Origin of the sequence: Gordonia sp. IEGM753 (genome assembly GCF_050321825.1) — a bacterium.
Lineage (GTDB): Bacteria > Pseudomonadota > Gammaproteobacteria > Pseudomonadales > Pseudomonadaceae > Aquipseudomonas.
The window spans coordinates 112,261-128,411 of record NZ_JBNQGB010000006.1 but is presented as its reverse complement, the minus strand read 5'-3'; the positions used below and the strand labels follow the sequence as shown (position 1 = coordinate 128,411).

Annotated in this window: 11 protein-coding genes; 9 read left to right on the top strand and 2 right to left on the bottom strand. The window is 59.2% G+C overall.

Annotated features, from left to right (window positions below; translation table 11 throughout):
* The first annotated feature begins 185 nt into the window (after positions 1 to 185).
* The 4 genes from ACQR3R_RS24545 (at position 186) to ACQR3R_RS24530 (ending at position 7,232) form a co-directional block, all read left to right on the top strand.
* A complete protein-coding gene (locus ACQR3R_RS24545) occupies positions 186 to 3,785 on the top strand; it encodes a DUF2339 domain-containing protein (protein WP_428276265.1) in 3,600 nt (1,199 codons plus the stop codon).
* Entirely contained in the window at positions 3,782 to 5,155 is a 1,374-nt protein-coding gene (locus ACQR3R_RS24540; protein WP_428276263.1) for a DUF3999 family protein, read from the top strand. The genes ACQR3R_RS24545 and ACQR3R_RS24540 overlap by 4 nt, the downstream gene beginning before the upstream one ends.
* Before the next feature lie 461 nt (positions 5,156 to 5,616).
* Positions 5,617 to 6,627, top strand: coding sequence for a class 1 fructose-bisphosphatase (locus tag ACQR3R_RS24535; RefSeq protein ID WP_428276261.1), 1,011 nt, complete (start codon positions 5,617 to 5,619; stop codon positions 6,625 to 6,627).
* Positions 6,628 to 6,629: 2 nt separating this feature from the next.
* Positions 6,630 to 7,232: a DUF924 family protein gene (locus tag ACQR3R_RS24530; protein WP_428276259.1), complete on the top strand. Its 603-nt coding sequence runs from the start codon at positions 6,630 to 6,632 to the stop codon at positions 7,230 to 7,232.
* A gap of 376 nt (positions 7,233 to 7,608) precedes the next feature.
* On the opposite strand, the gene ACQR3R_RS24525 is transcribed toward ACQR3R_RS24530, so the two are convergent.
* Positions 7,609 to 9,489 (bottom strand): methyl-accepting chemotaxis protein, encoded by a 1,881-nt coding sequence (locus ACQR3R_RS24525; protein ID WP_428276257.1) that lies wholly within the window; start codon positions 9,487 to 9,489, stop codon positions 7,609 to 7,611.
* Between the two features lie 314 nt (positions 9,490 to 9,803).
* On the opposite strand from ACQR3R_RS24525, the gene ACQR3R_RS24520 reads away from it, so the two are divergent.
* A complete protein-coding gene (locus ACQR3R_RS24520) occupies positions 9,804 to 10,058 on the top strand; it encodes a hypothetical protein (protein ID WP_128872236.1) in 255 nt (84 codons plus the stop codon).
* Positions 10,059 to 10,089: 31 nt separating this feature from the next.
* Entirely contained in the window at positions 10,090 to 10,659 is a 570-nt protein-coding gene (locus ACQR3R_RS24515; RefSeq protein WP_428276255.1) for a lipocalin family protein, read from the top strand.
* Between the two features lie 370 nt (positions 10,660 to 11,029).
* Here the strand turns inward: ACQR3R_RS24515 and ACQR3R_RS24510 are convergent, their stop codons facing one another.
* A complete protein-coding gene (locus ACQR3R_RS24510) occupies positions 11,030 to 12,394 on the bottom strand; it encodes a formimidoylglutamate deiminase (protein ID WP_428276253.1) in 1,365 nt (454 codons plus the stop codon).
* A gap of 146 nt (positions 12,395 to 12,540) precedes the next feature.
* On the opposite strand from ACQR3R_RS24510, the gene hutC reads away from it, so the two are divergent.
* The 3 genes from hutC to hutU all read left to right on the top strand — a co-directional run bounded on the left by hutC (position 12,541) and on the right by hutU (position 15,997).
* The gene (gene hutC / locus ACQR3R_RS24505) at positions 12,541 to 13,251 is read left to right on the top strand and encodes a histidine utilization transcriptional repressor HutC (RefSeq protein ID WP_428276655.1); all 711 of its coding nucleotides are present in this window, start codon (positions 12,541 to 12,543) and stop codon (positions 13,249 to 13,251) included.
* 10 nt (positions 13,252 to 13,261) lie between these two features.
* Positions 13,262 to 13,831, top strand: a complete 570-nt coding sequence (locus ACQR3R_RS24500; RefSeq protein ID WP_428276251.1) for a HutD family protein — start codon at positions 13,262 to 13,264, stop codon at positions 13,829 to 13,831.
* Positions 13,832 to 14,308: 477 nt separating this feature from the next.
* Positions 14,309 to 15,997, top strand: a complete 1,689-nt coding sequence (hutU, locus tag ACQR3R_RS24495; RefSeq protein WP_428276249.1) for a urocanate hydratase — start codon at positions 14,309 to 14,311, stop codon at positions 15,995 to 15,997.
* Positions 15,998 to 16,151 lie beyond the last annotated feature (154 nt).

Genomic DNA, 16,151 nt, shown 5'->3' with positions numbered 1-16,151 from the left:
TGGCAATTCATTGTGGGAGCGAGCCTGCTCGCGAAAGCGGTTTGACATTCAACCTCAATGTTGAACGTTGGTCCTCTTCGCGAGCAGCCTCGCTCCCACAGGTTTGTGTGGATTCACACTAAACTCGGCCAGACGCTGTATCGCCCGGATTCGCCCCAGCGCGGGGCTGCTTAGGGATATCGACCATGCAATGGATTTTCATGCTGATTGGCTTGGTGCTGGGCTGGGTACTCGACGAGTCCATCAGCGACGCGCTACTGGGCGCGTTGCTCGGGCTGGGTATAGGCCAAGCCTTTCGTATTGCCCGTTTGGCTTCGCAAGCCACCGAGCAGCGTCACCTGCTGGAGCAAACCCAGGTAGCGTTGAATTCGGTCCAGCAACGCCTGGCTTTACTGGAGGTGCCCGGCGTGCAAGTACCGGACACCCCTGAGCCGCTTGCCAGTGAGCCCGCCCCGACGCCTGAGTTCACACTCGACGAAATCCCGATCGACAGCCCCGAGCTGATCTGGGAACTGCCTCCCGAACTGGAACCGATCACTGCTGCTGCGACTGAAACCAGTCGACCGCTGCCTGTCGATGCCTGGAAACCCGAGCCAGTCGCTCGCGAGCCGCAACCACCCGTTGCGCCACGTGGCCCCCACTTCATCGAGCGCGCCATCAGCGGTGCCCGCGCCTGGTTGTTCGGCGGCAATACCGTACTGCGTGTGGGCGTGGTGTTGCTATTCCTCGGCCTGGCATTTCTGCTGCGTTACGCCACCGAAGGCATGGTCGTGCCCATCGAATTACGCTATGCCGGGGTCGCTGCGGCAGCCCTGGGGTTGCTCGGTTTGGGCTGGTGGCTGCGGCATCGCAACAATAGCTATGCGTTGATGTTGCAGGGCACCGGCATTGCCGTGTTGTACCTGACGGTGTTCGCGGCGATGCGTTTGCATCCGCTGCTTGATCCGACTGCTGCGCTGGGGTTGCTGGTGGCGGTGACGGTGTTCTCGGCCATTCTGGCGATCACGCAAGATTCGCTGGCGCTGGCGTGTGTGGCCGCGTTGGGCGGTTTCGCGGCGCCGATCCTGACGTCCACCGGCGCCAGCAATCACGTGGCGTTGTTCAGCTATTTTGCCTTGCTCAATGCCGGCATCCTGGCCATCGCCTGGTTCAAGGCCTGGCGTTTGCTCAACCTCATTGGATTTGTGGGCACCTTCGGTATCGGCTTCGCCTGGGGGTTGCGTTCCTATGCACCTGAATTGCTGTGGAGCACCGAGCCGTTTCTGATCCTGTTTTTCCTGATGTACCTGGCCATCGGTCTACTGTTCGCCCGGCGCAAGTTGTTGGAGATGAGCGACGCGCCCGAGGACGACAGCCGCCAGGCTCTGTTGCGCTGGTCGGCGCGCAAGGGCGATTACGTCGACGGCACGATGTTGTTCGGGCCACCGCTGGTGGGTTTCGGTCTGCAGTTTGCGCTGGTCCAGCACCTGGAGTTCGCTGCCGCGTTCAGCGCTTTGGCGCTGGGCATGATCTATATGGGTCTGGCTCGCGTGCTGATGGGCGGCCGCGCGTTGCTGTTGGCGGAAACCTGCCTGGCACTGGGCGTGATCTTTGCCAGTCTGGCGATTCCGTTCGGCCTTGATGCTCGCTGGACCAGTGCGGCCTGGGCGGTTGAGGGCGCGGGGATTTTCTGGCTCGGCCTGCGCCAGCAACGACCGTTGGCTCGTGCGTTTGCCTTGCTGTTGCAGTTGGGCTCGGCGCTGGCGTTTGTCAGTGGACTGCGTGTTGGCGAAAGCAGCCTGTTGGACGGTGCGCCGCTGGGCGCATTGATGCTCGGCGCAGCATTGTTGTTCAGTTTCTATCAGTTGCGCAAAGCATTACCCGAGCAGGCATCGGCATGGGAGCGTAAAGGGCTGCCCGTGCTGGCCTCCCTCGGCCTGACCTTTTTGTATCTGTTGGCGCCACTGTTCTTCTTTATTAACGGCACGGCGATCAGTTGGGCACTCGCTGGTTTGGCCACGTTGTTTGTCGGGTTACGCCTGCAATCGCGAACGTTCCTGTTCACCGCGTTTGCCGTGCAACTGCTTGGTGGCGGGTTGTTCCTGCTGAAGCTGCAAGGTTCGAGCGCTGATTCGTCGGCGGTATTCAGCGCAGGCTGGAGCGGTTTGCTCAGTGCTTCGTTGATGGGGCTGGCGTTGATCGCCGGTATGTTGCTGGCCGCCCGCGATGACATGGTGCGCAGCGACGTGCGGTTATTGCGCGGTTTGTCGGTGGTGCTGCTGGCCGGACTGGTGCTGATCAACCTCGCGGTGCTGTTCGTACTGCCCTGGCAAACCGCGAGCGCGGTGTGGGCGGCCAGTGGTCTGTTGATTATCTGGTTGAGCCTGTACCTGACGCAGCGCGTGAGTTTTATTTTCGGTCTGGTATTGCAGGTGATTGGCGGCGCTGCGTTTGTGTTGTCCGGTCCGGCGCTGTTCGGATCGCTGGCCAGCGAAGGTTTACGACCTCTGGCGCACAGTGGTTTCTGGACGCCGTTGGTGCTGAGCCTGACCGCGTTGGTCGGCGCATGGCGCTTGCAACTCGGCAACCATGCCACAGCGTTTGATGCGCTGAGCTTGCAGCGCTTATCTCAAGTGTTGCTGGTGTGGGGTGCCGGTTGGTGGGCGCTGGCGTGGGGCCTCGAAGTCCTGCGTTTTGCACCGGTGGCGCTGCACGCCACGTTGTTGCTGGCCGCCACGGCGGTGACTGTTGCCTTGTGGGCGTTGCTCGCACAACGCCTGAAATGGCCGGCGTTGGGTTTGCTCTGTCTCTCGTTGATACCCGCGGCCGGTTTGGTGTTGCTTGATGCGATGTACGCGCGTTATCACCCGGCAGCCAACGTTGGCTGGCTGGCGTGGGTGGCGATATTTGCCGTGCATTTCGTCTCGCTGAAGCGTCTGGCACCCGTGTTGCCGACGCGTGCCCTGAGCGCTGCGCATGTGCTTGGGTGTTGGTTGTTGATCGGCGTGCTGGCGCTGGAGTTGCGTTACGGCTTGCTGCTGTTGTCCGAGCAGTACAACGCGTGGCGCTGGTTAGGCTGGGCAATTCTGCCGAGCCTCTATCTGGTGTTGACGGCTGCACCTCGCGCCTGGCCGTGGCCGGTGTCGGCCTATGCGCGTGAGTACCGCCTGTACGCCGCGGCGCCCTTGGCGTTGCTGATGCTGGGCTGGTTTTGGCTGGCGAACATCGTCAGCGACGGTACTGCCGAACCGTTGCCTTACGTGCCGCTGATCAACCCGTTGGAGTTGGGCCTGCTGTTTGCCTTATTCGGCGTTTACGTCTGGTCCCGTAGCGCGGTGACGCAGTTGTCGATCCGCACGAATAACACCGCTCACGCGACGCAACTGATCGCGGGCGTTTCGTTGTTTGTGTTCTTTACCGCACTGGTGATGCGCACGGCCCACCATTGGGGCGGCGTGCCGTATGAGTGGGATGCGCTGCTGGAGTCGATGTTGGTCCAGGCTGGTTTGTCTATCGTGTGGACCTTGATGGCGCTGAGCCTGATGATCGGCGGGCACCTGCGTCATCGACGCGAAGTGTGGTTGATCGGCGCAGCGCTGATCGGCGTGGTGGTGGCGAAACTGTTCTTTGTAGAATTGAGTAACCGCGGCGGGCTCGCGCGGATCGTGTCGTTTATCGGCGTGGGTGTGTTGTTGCTGGTGGTGGGCTATTTTGCCCCGCTGCCGCCCAAACGTGCCGAGGGTATGCGCCAAGGCGATGTCGATCCTGAAAAACCGGCGCCGCAAACCGAAGGAGTGTCGTCTTGAGTCTGAAGTGGAATCCGGGTTGGTTGGGCGTGGCCGCGCTGGTGGTGGCGATGTCCGCTCATGCGCAAGAAAAACCGGCGGACTTCGCCACGCAAGTGCCGCTGGCCGTCAGCGGTGACGGCCCGTGGTATCGCCTCGAATTGCCCCTGGACGTGCAATTGAATGCGCGGCAAACCGATTTGAGCGATGTGCGCATTTTCAACGCGGCGGGAGAACCCCAGGCTTATGCCATCGCCCGTGAACCTGCGCAAACGGCAGAAAACCTGCGCCTGACCGACGTGAAGTGGTTCCCGCTGTACGCCTCGGCTGACGCCACCGAGCGGGCGCCGAGTGTGCGCGTGCAATCAAGTGCCAATGGCACGTTGGTCGAAGTTCAGCCATCCAGTCAGTTGGAGGTGGGCGAGGAAGTGCTGCGCGGCTGGTTGCTGGATGCCAGTAGTATCAAGGCGCCGTTGCAGCAATTGATCATCGACTGGACCAGCGAGCGCGATGGTTTTCAGCGTTTCAGCATTGAGGCCAGCGACGATTTGCAGCATTGGCAGTCGTGGGGGGAAGGCCAGGTGGCACGGCTGACGTTTGCCGATGAGCGCGTTGAGCAACATGAAGTCGGCTTGCCAGGCCAGACAGCGCGTTATTTGCGGTTGTTGTGGAACACGCCGCAATCGGCACCGATCCTGACGTCGGCGCAACTCGAAAGCGTCAGCAGCCAAAGCCTGCCATTGCCACTCGTCTGGTCCAGGCCGTTGGCCGGCAGTAGTGTCAAGGCGGGTGAATACACTTGGCAATTGCCCATGGGCCTTAACGTTGAGCGTTTGCAGGTCGAGTTGAGTCAGCCCAACAGCTTGGCGCCGGTGACACTGTCCGGTCGCCGCGAAAGCAACGTGCCATGGCAACCGCTGGCCAGCGGTTTGCTGTATCGCCTGACGCAGAACGGCCAAGACGTGGTGCAAAATGAACTGCCGTTACCGGGACACACTGTGCAGCAGTTGAAACTGACAGTGGATGAACGCGGCGGTGGTTTGGGTGTTGCCGCGCCGACGATCCGGTTTGCGGTGCGTTCCACGCAGTTGGTGTTTCTCGCGCGCGGTGCCGGGCCTTATACGCTGGCGCTCGGGAGTGCGACGGTGAAAGCGGCGAACCTGCCGTTGTCGACGCTGATTCCCGATTACAGCGCGGCCAAACTGGCGGCGCTGGGCAAGGCCACGGTTGAAAGTGGCGCCGCGGTCGCGTCGTCGCCGACCGTGACCACGGCGGCCAAAGTGGAAACTGACTGGAAGAAGTTCGGGTTGTGGGCGGTGCTGTTGCTGAGTGTGCTGTTTCTGGCCGTGATGGCGTTCAGCTTGCTGCGCAAACCGCCGGTCAAATCCTGACGGTGGGTGCTGCGCACCCAATCGCGAGCAGGCTCGCTCCCACAGTTGATCTGATTCTCCTGAAAGAACCGGTCTGATGTGGAGGCGGGCCTGGTTCCAGAGTTGACCTGATTCTTCTGAAAGAACCGGTCTGATGTGGAGACGGGGCTGGTCTCACAGTTGATCTGATTCTTCTGAAAGAACCGGTCTGATGTGGAGGCGGGCCTGGTTCCACAGTTGATCTGATTCTTCTGAAATAACCCGGTCGAATGTGGGCGCGGGCTTGCTCGCGATTACGAACTGCCAGGCGAAGGAATCCTTCAAACTGTCTTTAATTCCTGGACCATATCTCAACTGTTTCGAACTACGCTAAACCCCGGGCATGAACTCTATTAGGCCTATCACGTCTGATAGGAGGAAATGCGCCCCGACTCGCGCTAAACTGCGCGGGTTTTTAGTCCCCCATTCCACCGGAGCCTTCCATGTCCCGCGTTACCCTGAGTCGCTATTTGATTGAGCAGACCCGTAGCAACAACACACCTGCCGATCTGCGTTTCCTGATCGAAGTGGTGGCGCGCGCCTGTAAAGAAATCAGCCACGCCGTTTCCAAAGGCGCCTTGGGTGGTGTTCTGGGCAGCATGGGCACCGAAAACGTCCAAGGCGAAGTGCAGAAAAAACTCGACGTAATGTCCAACGACATCTTGCTCGAAGCCAACGAATGGGGCGGTCACCTGGCCGGCATGGCGTCCGAAGAAATGGACAATGCCTACCAGATCCCGGGCAAATACCCGAAAGGCGCGTACCTGCTGGTATTCGACCCACTGGACGGCTCATCGAACATCGACATCAACGCCCCGGTCGGTACCATCTTCTCGGTGCTGCGTTGCCCGAACGAATACCTGACCCAGAACGAGCCTTTGAACGAAAAGGCCTTCCTGCAGCCGGGCACTCAGCAGGTTGCTGCGGGTTACGCTATCTACGGTCCACAGACCATGCTGGTGCTGACCCTCGGCAATGGCGTCAAAGGTTTTACCCTGGACCGTGAAATGGGCAGCTTCGTGCTGACCCATGAAGATATCCAGATTCCTGAGGCTACCCAGGAATTCGCGATCAACGCCTCCAACCAGCGTCACTGGGAAGCGCCGGTACAGCGCTACGTTGACGAATTGTTGGCAGGCGAAGAAGGCCCGCTGAAAAAGAACTACAACATGCGTTGGGTTGCTGCGATGGTTGCCGATGTGCACCGTATCCTGACCCGTGGTGGCTTGTTCATGTACCCGCGCGACAGCCGCGAGCCGTCCAAGCCGGGCAAACTGCGTTTGATGTACGAAGCCAATCCGATGTCGTTCCTGGTTGAGCAGGCCGGCGGCGCATCCACCGATGGCCACCAGCGCATCCTCGACATTCAGCCAGAAGGCCTGCACCAGCGCGTAGCGGTGTACCTCGGCTCGAAAGAAGAAGTCGAACGCATTACGGCTTACCACAAGGAATAAACATGACCGCGCCTTGGCAGCCGTTGCTCGAGTGGTGGTTCGGTAAGGCCGACACACCCGACGAAGTAGCGGCTGACAAGGGCAAGTTATGGTTCGGCAAGCGTGACAGCCAGGACCTCGAAGCGCGTGAGCGTTTCGGGGACTGGGTCGAGCAGGCACTGGCCGGCGGATTGACTGACTGGGCGCAACGTCCTGAAGGTTGGCTGGCTCTGGTGCTGTTGCTCGATCAACTGCCGCGAATGATCTATCGCAACACTCCCCAATCCTTTTCAGGCGATCTGCGGGCTCAGGCTTTGGTGGCGCAAGGCATTGCTGCTGATTTTGATCGGCAACTGCAGCCGATTCAGCGCACGTTTATTTATCTGGTATTTGAACACTGCGAAAATCTGGCGGTGCAGAACGAGGCGGTTTCGCGGTTTATGGATTTGCTGGCAGCGCAGCCGGAAACGGACCGAGCGGTGTTTGCCGATAACCTGGACTATGCCGAGCGGCATCAGAAAGTGATCGCGCGGTTTGGACGGTTTCCGCATCGCAATGCGCTGTTGGGGCGGGAGTCTACAGCTGAAGAAATCGAATTCTTGAGCGGGCCACGATCGCGCTTCTAGTACACCCCAAGCTTAGGTATTGCTTTGCAGTCGCCGCTTGATCAGCAACGTCCGCAGGACTTTTCGCGTATCAGCAATGATGTGTCTGTAGACCATTTGCTCTCGGACTTCATACCTGACGCAGTTGACCCCCGAGAGTATTTGACGAAATTGGCTGAGGTTGAGCCTCTTGAGTTCTTCCGGAATAGATACTGTACAGGGTCCTGATTCAGTCTCGAGCCAGGTAGTGGCGCCTGCCGTTTCTTGTCGTCCGGTTCTGGATTTTTATCGCGGCTGATGCCGTCTTCGCCAGCAGGCTGGCTCCCACAGGGGTTTGTGAACGATACAAACCACAGGTGGGAGCCAGCCTGCTGGCGATGGGGCCGGTGAAAGCAGCTTAGATCCTGAAACTACCGACCAACTGCTTCAATCGCGCCGCTTGTTGCTCAAGATCCGCACAGGCACGCAGGGTCGATTGCAGGTTTTCTACGCCTTCCTGGTTCAGCGTGTTGATCTCGGTGATGTCGACGTTGATCGACTCCACCACGGCGGTCTGCTCCTCGGTAGCGGTAGCAACCGATTGGTTCATCCCGTCGATTTCGCCGATGCGCTGCGTCACGCTGCCCAATCTTTCCCCGGCCTGGTTGGCGATGCCGACACTGGTTTCGCTCTGGCGTTGGCTGTCGGTCATGGTGCTGACGGCTTCGCGGGCACCGACCTGCAATTCCTCGATCATCTTCTGCACTTGCTGCGCCGAATCCTGAGTCCGGTGCGCGAGGTTGCGCACTTCGTCGGCGACCACGGCAAACCCGCGCCCGGCTTCACCGGCACGTGCAGCTTCGATGGCAGCGTTCAGCGCCAGCAGGTTGGTTTGCTGCGAGATGCTGGTGATCACCTCCAGAATTTGCCCGATGTTCACGGTGTTGCTGTTAAGCGTTTCGATATTGCCGCACGAATCACTGATCTTCGCCGAGAGCTGTTGCATCGCGGCAATGGTCTTATCCACCACCTGCTGGCCTTCTTCAGCCAGGCTGCGAGCATCACTTGAATGCTGCGAGGCGAGGGCGGCGTTCTGGGCAATTTCCTGTGCCGCTGCGCCCAATTCGTTGATGGCTGCCGCAACGCTGCTGGTGCGCGAGGCTTGCTGGTCTGAATTGAACATCGATGAGTTTGAAGCTGAGACAACCCGCAGGGCGACTTCGTTGACCTGGCCGGTGGCCGAGGCCACTTCACGAATCGAGGTGTGAATGCGTTCCACAAAGCGGTTGAACGAAGTGCCCAAGGCGCCGAATTCGTCTTGGCCGTGAATGGTCAGGCGTTTGGTCAAGTCGCCTTCGCCTTCTGCGATGTCATGCATGGCGCGGCCCATGGTCAGCAATGGCTGCATCAGGAAGCTGATCAGCATGCCCAGCAGCGCGATGATGATCACTACGGCAATCACCATGGCGATGATTGCCGAGGTGCGAAATTCACTGAGCATCGAAAACGCGGTGGCCTGATCGAGCACCAGCGCCACATACCAGTCCGCCGATGGCACGCCGTTGACGTGGGTGAAGGAGATGAACTGGCTTTTACCGTCGACCTCGACTTCTTTCATGCCGGGGCTGATTTTCGGCGCATCGTTTGGGTAGGCATCAGTCAGGTTCTTGAGCACCAGTTTGCTGTCTGGGTGGATCAGGATCTTGCCGTCAGCGCTGACGATAAACGCATGGCCATGACCGCCGAAGCTCAATGAGTTGATGATCGCACTGACGCTGGACAGGTCGATGTCGGCGCCGGCAACGCCGATCATCTGGTTCTGATGCTGCACGGGTGTTGCAACGGTGATCACCAATTTGCCGGACGATGCCGCGATGTAAGGTTCGGTAACGACGGTTTGCCGCGCACTGTCGGCCGCCTTGTACCAGCCACGCGTGCGTGGGTCGTAATCGGCCGCGCGATTTCCCGCTGGCACCGAGAACATCACGCCGTCGATACCGCCGAAGTAACTGAGTTGAAAGTTGTTGGTATAGGCCGGCAGGTCGATGGCGCGTTTGAGGTTGGCCTGGGTGCTGCCGTCGACGGCAATCTGCTGAGACAGCGATTGCAACAGCTGAATGCGACTTTCCAGCCACGTTTGAATGTTGCTGGTAGTCAGGCTGCCGAGCTCCTGCATCGAGGATTCGGTGCTGCTGCGCAAGGTTTGACGCTGGCGATAGTCGTTGAACAGGATGAAACAAGCGAATGCAACGGCCACCACGAGGGCGGCAGCCAACAAGATCTTGTGGCTGAATTTCATGTTTCTGGTCATTAAATGAGCTACCGCGGGAGGGCTGGTGTAGGACTGAGCGTGCTCACGAAGGGGAAGTCGGTGAAGACTTTCGCGAGCAAGCTCGATCTTACAATGTCGACTTGCAGGCGCCAAAGATTAGGCGATTTTCATGAAAACCGACGAAATGCCCTTTAGCACTTGAAAGTGGCTGATTTATCGGCAAAAGGTAGACGAGTGGCCCTATAAATAGCGGGTCTGCCAGGGAACCAGATAGGGGTTTTCTCTTCTAAGGTTCTGCTTGGCAGACATGCCAATCCCCCTTTGCACCAGGAGTTACACCCATGTCGCTGCGATCTATCGCCCTGCTTTCGTTCTGCGTGCTGTTGGCCGCATGCAGCAAGGTCAATCAGGAAAACTATTCCAAGTTATCGGCGGGCATGCCCAAGGCCGAGGTTGAAACCTTGCTCGGTAAACCAGCCGACTGCTCGGGCGCGCTCGGCATGTCCAGTTGTACCTGGGGCGACAAGAACAGCTTTATCAGCGTGCAGTACGCCGGTGACAAAGTGCTGATGTTTTCTGGCCAAGGCCTGAAATAAACCGGGGCAGAAAGCCCACGGGAGAAGAATAATGATGCGGTTATTGATAGTGCTTTTTGCCGGCCTGGTATTGGCTGGCTGCGCCTCTTCTGGCGTAGATCCGTTGGCGCCGAAAACCGTCAGCAGCGCCAATCTCAAGAAGTACCAAGGGACCTGGTACGAATTGGCTCGTCTGCCGATGTATTTCCAGCGCAACTGCGCACAATCCGAAGCGCACTACACGCTCAAGCCTGATGGCAACGTCGCGGTGCTGAATCGCTGCCTGACGCCGGACTGGCAATGGGAGGAAGCCAAGGGCACGGCTTATCCGCAGGTGTCGGGCAAAACCGACAAACTGTGGGTCGAGTTCGATAACTGGTTTTCGAGGTTGATACCGGGCGTGGCGAAGGGGCAGTACTGGGTGTTGTACGTCAGCGACGACTACAAGACCGCCATCGTCGGCGACCCGAGCCGCAAGTACCTGTGGCTGCTGTCCCGTACGCCAACGGTTAACGGAGTCGTGCGTGAAGAACTGCTGAGCAAGGCGCGTCAGCAGGGTTACGACACCACGCGGCTGATCTGGCGTGCGTCGGACACACAAATGGCCAAGACCTCGAACTGACGGTTACGAAGACTCAAAACTGCGGGCTTGCTTGCAATGTGGCCAGCACATTCAACATCAGTGTTGGCAGGCACATTGTCATCGCGAGCAGGCTCGCTCCCACAGTGGATCGGTGTCGAACACATCGCCGGCGTTCACTGCAGATTTTTATGGGATCGGTGTCGAACACATCGCTGACGTTCACTGCAGATTTTTGTGGGAGCGGTGTCGAACACATCGCTGGCGTTCAGTGCAGATTTTTGTGGGATCGGTGTCGAACACATCGCTGGCGTTCACTGCAGATTTTTGTGGGAGCGAGCCTGCTCGCGAAGAAGGCATAACATTCAGCCTCTTCGTTGACTGTTAAACCGCCTTCGCGAGCGTTCCGGTTTTAGCCCAAGAGTTCGCGCAGGACCTGGGTGAATGCCCGGTTGCTTTCTTCTTCACCCGCATGATGCCCGTCGCGCACCACCCACTGGCCGTTGACCAGCACATCGCGCACCTGGCGATCGCCGCCGGCAAATAACCATCGATTCAAAATGCCGTCGCCACTGGCCGTCGCCAGGTAGGGATCGCTGCCGTCCAGCACCAACCAGTCCGCACGCTTGCCGACCTGCAGTGCGCCGATTGGCTGGCCGAGTGCCTGGGCGCCACCGTCCAGCGCCGCGTCGTACAACGTGCGACCCACCATCGGCTGATTCGCGCCGTACAAGCGGTTGCGACGTTGATCGCGCAGACGCTGGCCGTACTCCAGCCAGCGCAATTCCTCGACCACGCTCAACGACACATGGCTGTCGGAGCCAATGCCCATGCGGCCGCCCTGAGTGAGAAAGTCCACCGCCGGGAAAATTCCGTCACCAAGGTTGGCCTCGGTGGTCAGGCATAACCCGGCGATGGCGCGGCTCTTGGCCATCAACGTGACTTCTTCCGGGTTGGCATGGGTGGCGTGAACCAGGCACCAACGCTGATCGACTTCGGTGTTCTCATACAGCCATTGCAACGGGCGTCGACCACTCCAACTCAGGCAGTCGTCGACTTCTTTTTGCTGCTCGGCGATGTGAATGTGCACCGGGCATTGCTTGTCGCTGGCGGCCAGCACTTCACTGATTTGCTGTGGGGTGACTGCACGCAACGAGTGAAAGCACAGGCCCAGCGATTGCGCCGGTTGCTGCGCCAGCATCGGCTGCAGGCGCGACTGCAGCTTGAGGTAATTGTCGGTGCTGTTGATAAACCGGCGCTGGCCGTCGTTCGGGGTCTGGCCACCAAAACCGGAATGGCTGTAAAGCACAGGCAGCAGGGTTAAACCGATACCGGCGGAACTCGCGGCCTGGCTGATGCGCAATGCCAGCTCGGCTGGATCGGCGTAAGGCTGGCCATCGGTATCGTGGTGTACATAGTGAAATTCTGCGACCGAGGTGTAACCGGCCTTGAGCATTTCGATGTACAGCTGTCGGGCGATGACGCCGAGTTGCTCGGGGCTGATTTTTCCGACGAGGCGATACATCAAGTCGCGCCAAGTCCAGAAACTGTCGTTCGGATTACCCGCCACTTCCGCCAGCCCGGCCATCGCTCGCTGGAACGCGTGGGAGTGCAAATTGGGCATGCCTGGCAGCAGCGGACCGCTGAGCCGTTCGGCGTTATCTGCATTGGAATCGGCCTGGATACGGGTCAATACGCCGTCGGCGCTGACCTCAAGACGTACATTGTTAGCCCATCCATCAGGCAGCAGCGCGCGCTCGGCAAAGAAGGCAGACATGGTTCAAAACCCCACCGTGTGTTATTTGTATATACATATACAGACGTTTGCCTGCTCGGTAAACTCCGGCAAGCTAGCAACCTTCTCCAGCAGAACAAGGATTAACCGTGCCGACTCCGCCTGCAGTCTCTCCGTTGGCCGCACACATGGGCGACAGTCCGGCGCCCTTGTACGCCCGCGTCAAACAGATGATCACCCAGCAAATCGACAGTGGAAACTGGCCGCCGCACTACCGCGTTCCGTCGGAAAGCGAGTTGGTCACGCAACTGGGTTTCAGCCGCATGACCATCAACCGTGCCCTGCGCGAGATGACTGCGGACGGTTTGTTGGTGCGCATGCAGGGTGTCGGAACGTTCGTCGCCGAACCGAAAAGCCAGTCCGCGCTGTTTGAAGTGCACAACATCGCCGACGAAATCGCCTCTCGTGGCCACCGCCATACGTGCAAGGTCATCACGCTTGAGGAGGAGGCCGCCGGGTCTGAGCGCGCCTTGGCGCTGGACATGCGCGAAGGGCAGAAGGTTTTTCATTCGCTGATCGTGCATTTCGAAAACGATATTCCCGTGCAAATCGAAGACCGCTTCGTCAATGCGCTGGTAGCTCCCGAATACCTCAAGCAGGATTTCACCCTGCAGACGCCCTACGCTTACCTGAACCAAGTTGCGCCTTTGACCGAAGGCGAGCACGTCGTTGAAGCGATTCTGGCCGAGGCCTCCGAGTGCAAATTGCTGCAGATTGAAAAAGGCGAGCCGTGCCTGTTGATTCGTCGTCGCACCTGGTCCGGCCGACAGCCAGTGACCGCTGCCCGTTTGATTCACCCAGGTTCGCGTCATCGTCTGGAAGGTCGGTTCCATAAATAGAGCGCCATAAATGAATGAAGTGAAGGTTTTACGCGCCAAGGATTATCCGCGCATGCCGTGGAAGAACGGCGGCGGCAGCACCGAAGAAATCACCCGTGATGCCGGCACCGGTCTCGATGGGTTCGGCTGGCGTTTGTCGATTGCGGACATTGGCGAGTCAGGAGGTTTCTCGACGTTTGCAGGCTACGAGCGCGTGATCACCGTACTGCAAGGTGACGGCATGACCTTGCGGGTTGACGGCCACACCACGCGGCCGCTGTTACCGCTGGACCCGTTTGCCTTCAGTGGTGAGAGCCAGGTTTCCTGTGCACTGCTCGGCGGACCGATTCGCGATTTCAACCTGATCTATGCACCGCAGCGTTATCACGCGCGGTTGCAGTGGCTGAACGCTGAGCAGCGGTTTTTCAGCTCGGCGGGAACGTTGCTGGTGTTCAGTGTTGCTGAGTCGCTGGAAGTGAAGATCGATCACAACAGCTCGCAATTGGGTCGACACGATTGCCTGCAGCTTGACGGTAACGCCGGGTTGGTTGAAGTCTGCAGCAACGGCCGCTGCTGCGTGATTGAGCTGACATCACGTTAAACCTGTGGTGAGGTGATCATCTGTGGTGAGGGGATTTATCCCCGCTGGACTGCTCAGCAGTCCCATAGTTAGGTTCCCTTTGCGGCCCAACGGGGATGAATCCCCTCACCACAAAAGCGGTACTCATACCGTTCCCCTCCGCGCACCAACTTGTTACCGAACGCCCCAGCGTGGCGCAAAACCACGTTGAAGTAACAGCCGTCACCCCTCACGAAAATCCCCTTTCCAAAAAATCTTCTACGCTAGAACCCCTGATTCAGGGGCTTCCCGGCGTGCCTCCCATTTTTCTTGAACGGCTGGGCAGCAAGTTGGCCGCTTGATTGCATATGCTTGTATGTACAAGTAAAGACGTATGCGTATGAGTCGAACCCCGACTCCCCGCCACGTCCACTGATTCGCTTGTGGCGCATCGACGCGCCCAGGCTGGCTTACCCACTGCCAGGGTTGGTTTGGATTGATTGCTGAGGAGTCTCTTTCGTGACTGACAATACCCAGAAACCTACTAAGTACCGCGACGTAGAAATCCGCGCTGCCCGCGGTAACACGCTGACCGCCAAGAGCTGGATGACCGAAGCGCCGCTGCGCATGTTGATGAACAACCTCGACCCGGAAGTCGCCGAGAACCCTAAAGAACTGGTGGTTTACGGTGGCATCGGTCGTGCAGCGCGTAACTGGGAGTGCTACGACAAGATCGTCGAAAGCCTGACCAACCTGAATGACGACGAGACCCTGCTGGTGCAATCCGGTAAACCGGTCGGCGTGTTCAAGACCCACACCAACGCCCCGCGCGTACTGATCGCCAACTCCAACCTGGTGCCACACTGGGCGAGCTGGGAACACTTCAACGAACTCGACGCCAAAGGCTTGGCCATGTACGGCCAGATGACCGCTGGCAGCTGGATCTACATCGGCAGCCAGGGCATCGTCCAGGGCACCTACGAAACCTTCGTTGAGGCCGGCCGCCAACATTACAACGATGACCTGAAAGGTCGTTGGGTCTTGACCGCAGGCCTCGGCGGCATGGGCGGCGCTCAGCCATTGGCCGCGACCCTGGCCGGTGCTTGCTCGCTGAACATCGAATGCCAGCAGGTGAGTATCGATTTCCGCCTGAACAGCCGTTATGTCGACGAGCAAGCCACCGACCTCGACGACGCGCTGGCTCGCATCGAAAAATACACCAAGGAAGGCAAGGCGATTTCCATCGCGCTGCTGGGCAACGCGGCTGAAATTTTGCCGGAACTGGTCAAGCGTGGCGTGCGCCCGGACATGGTCACCGACCAAACCAGCGCCCACGACCCGCTGAACGGTTACCTGCCGGCCGGCTGGACCTGGGACGAGTACCGCGCTCGCGCCAAGACCGAACCTGCTGCGGTGGTAAAAGCCGCCAAGCAATCGATGGCCGTGCACGTCAAAGCGATGCTCGACTTCCAGAAAATGGGCATTCCGACCTTCGACTACGGCAACAACATCCGTCAGATGGCGCAAGAAGAAGGCGTGGAAAACGCCTTCGACTTCCCGGGTTTTGTGCCGGCTTATATTCGTCCGCTGTTCTGCCGTGGCATCGGCCCATTCCGTTGGGCTGCACTGTCGGGTAACGCCGAAGACATCTACAAAACCGACGCCAAGGTCAAGGAACTGATCCCGGACGACGCGCACCTGCACAACTGGCTGGACATGGCCCGCGAGCGCATCAGCTTCCAGGGTCTGCCGGCACGTATCTGCTGGGTCGGTCTGGGCCTGCGCGCCAAGCTTGGCCTGGCGTTCAACGAAATGGTGCGCAGCGGCGAGTTGTCGGCGCCTATCGTGATCGGTCGCGACCATTTGGACTCTGGTTCCGTGGCCAGCCCGAACCGTGAAACCGAATCGATGCAGGACGGTTCTGATGCTGTGTCCGACTGGCCATTGCTCAACGCGTTGCTCAACACCGCCAGCGGCGCGACCTGGGTTTCGCTGCACCACGGCGGCGGCGTCGGCATGGGCTTCTCGCAACACTCGGGCATGGTGATTGTCTGCGACGGTACTGATGAAGCGGCCGAGCGTATTGCTCGCGTCCTGCACAACGACCCGGCCACGGGTGTGATGCGTCACGCCGATGCGGGTTACCAGATCGCTATCGACTGCGCCAACGAACAGGGTTTGAACCTGCCGATGATCACCGGCAAGTAATAAAAAACGGTGGGGAATGCTTTTGGTGGGAGTGGGCTTGCTCACGAATAGGGAGGATCGCTCAGCACATGTTTTGAATGTGCCGACGCTTTCGCGAGCAAGCCCGCTCCCACCCAAAGCAGCCACAAAGACGCTCAGTGAACTCGAACAACAA

Bases quoted from the DNA above. Each gene is read 5' to 3' on its own strand.
- ACQR3R_RS24510 (WP_428276253.1), bottom strand. From the start codon at position 12,394: ATGTCTGCCTTCTTTGCCGAGCGCGCGCTGCTGCCTGATGGATGGGCT.
- ACQR3R_RS24520 (WP_128872236.1), top strand. From the start codon at position 9,804: ATGTCGCTGCGATCTATCGCCCTGCTTTCGTTCTGCGTGCTGTTGGCC.
- ACQR3R_RS24525 (WP_428276257.1), bottom strand. From the start codon at position 9,489: ATGAAATTCAGCCACAAGATCTTGTTGGCTGCCGCCCTCGTGGTGGCC.
- ACQR3R_RS24530 (WP_428276259.1), top strand. From the start codon at position 6,630: ATGACCGCGCCTTGGCAGCCGTTGCTCGAGTGGTGGTTCGGTAAGGCC.
- ACQR3R_RS24515 (WP_428276255.1), top strand. From the start codon at position 10,090: ATGATGCGGTTATTGATAGTGCTTTTTGCCGGCCTGGTATTGGCTGGC.
- hutC (WP_428276655.1), top strand. From the start codon at position 12,541: ATGGGCGACAGTCCGGCGCCCTTGTACGCCCGCGTCAAACAGATGATC.
- ACQR3R_RS24545 (WP_428276265.1), top strand. From the start codon at position 186: ATGCAATGGATTTTCATGCTGATTGGCTTGGTGCTGGGCTGGGTACTC.
- ACQR3R_RS24535 (WP_428276261.1), top strand. From the start codon at position 5,617: ATGTCCCGCGTTACCCTGAGTCGCTATTTGATTGAGCAGACCCGTAGC.
- ACQR3R_RS24500 (WP_428276251.1), top strand. From the start codon at position 13,262: ATGAATGAAGTGAAGGTTTTACGCGCCAAGGATTATCCGCGCATGCCG.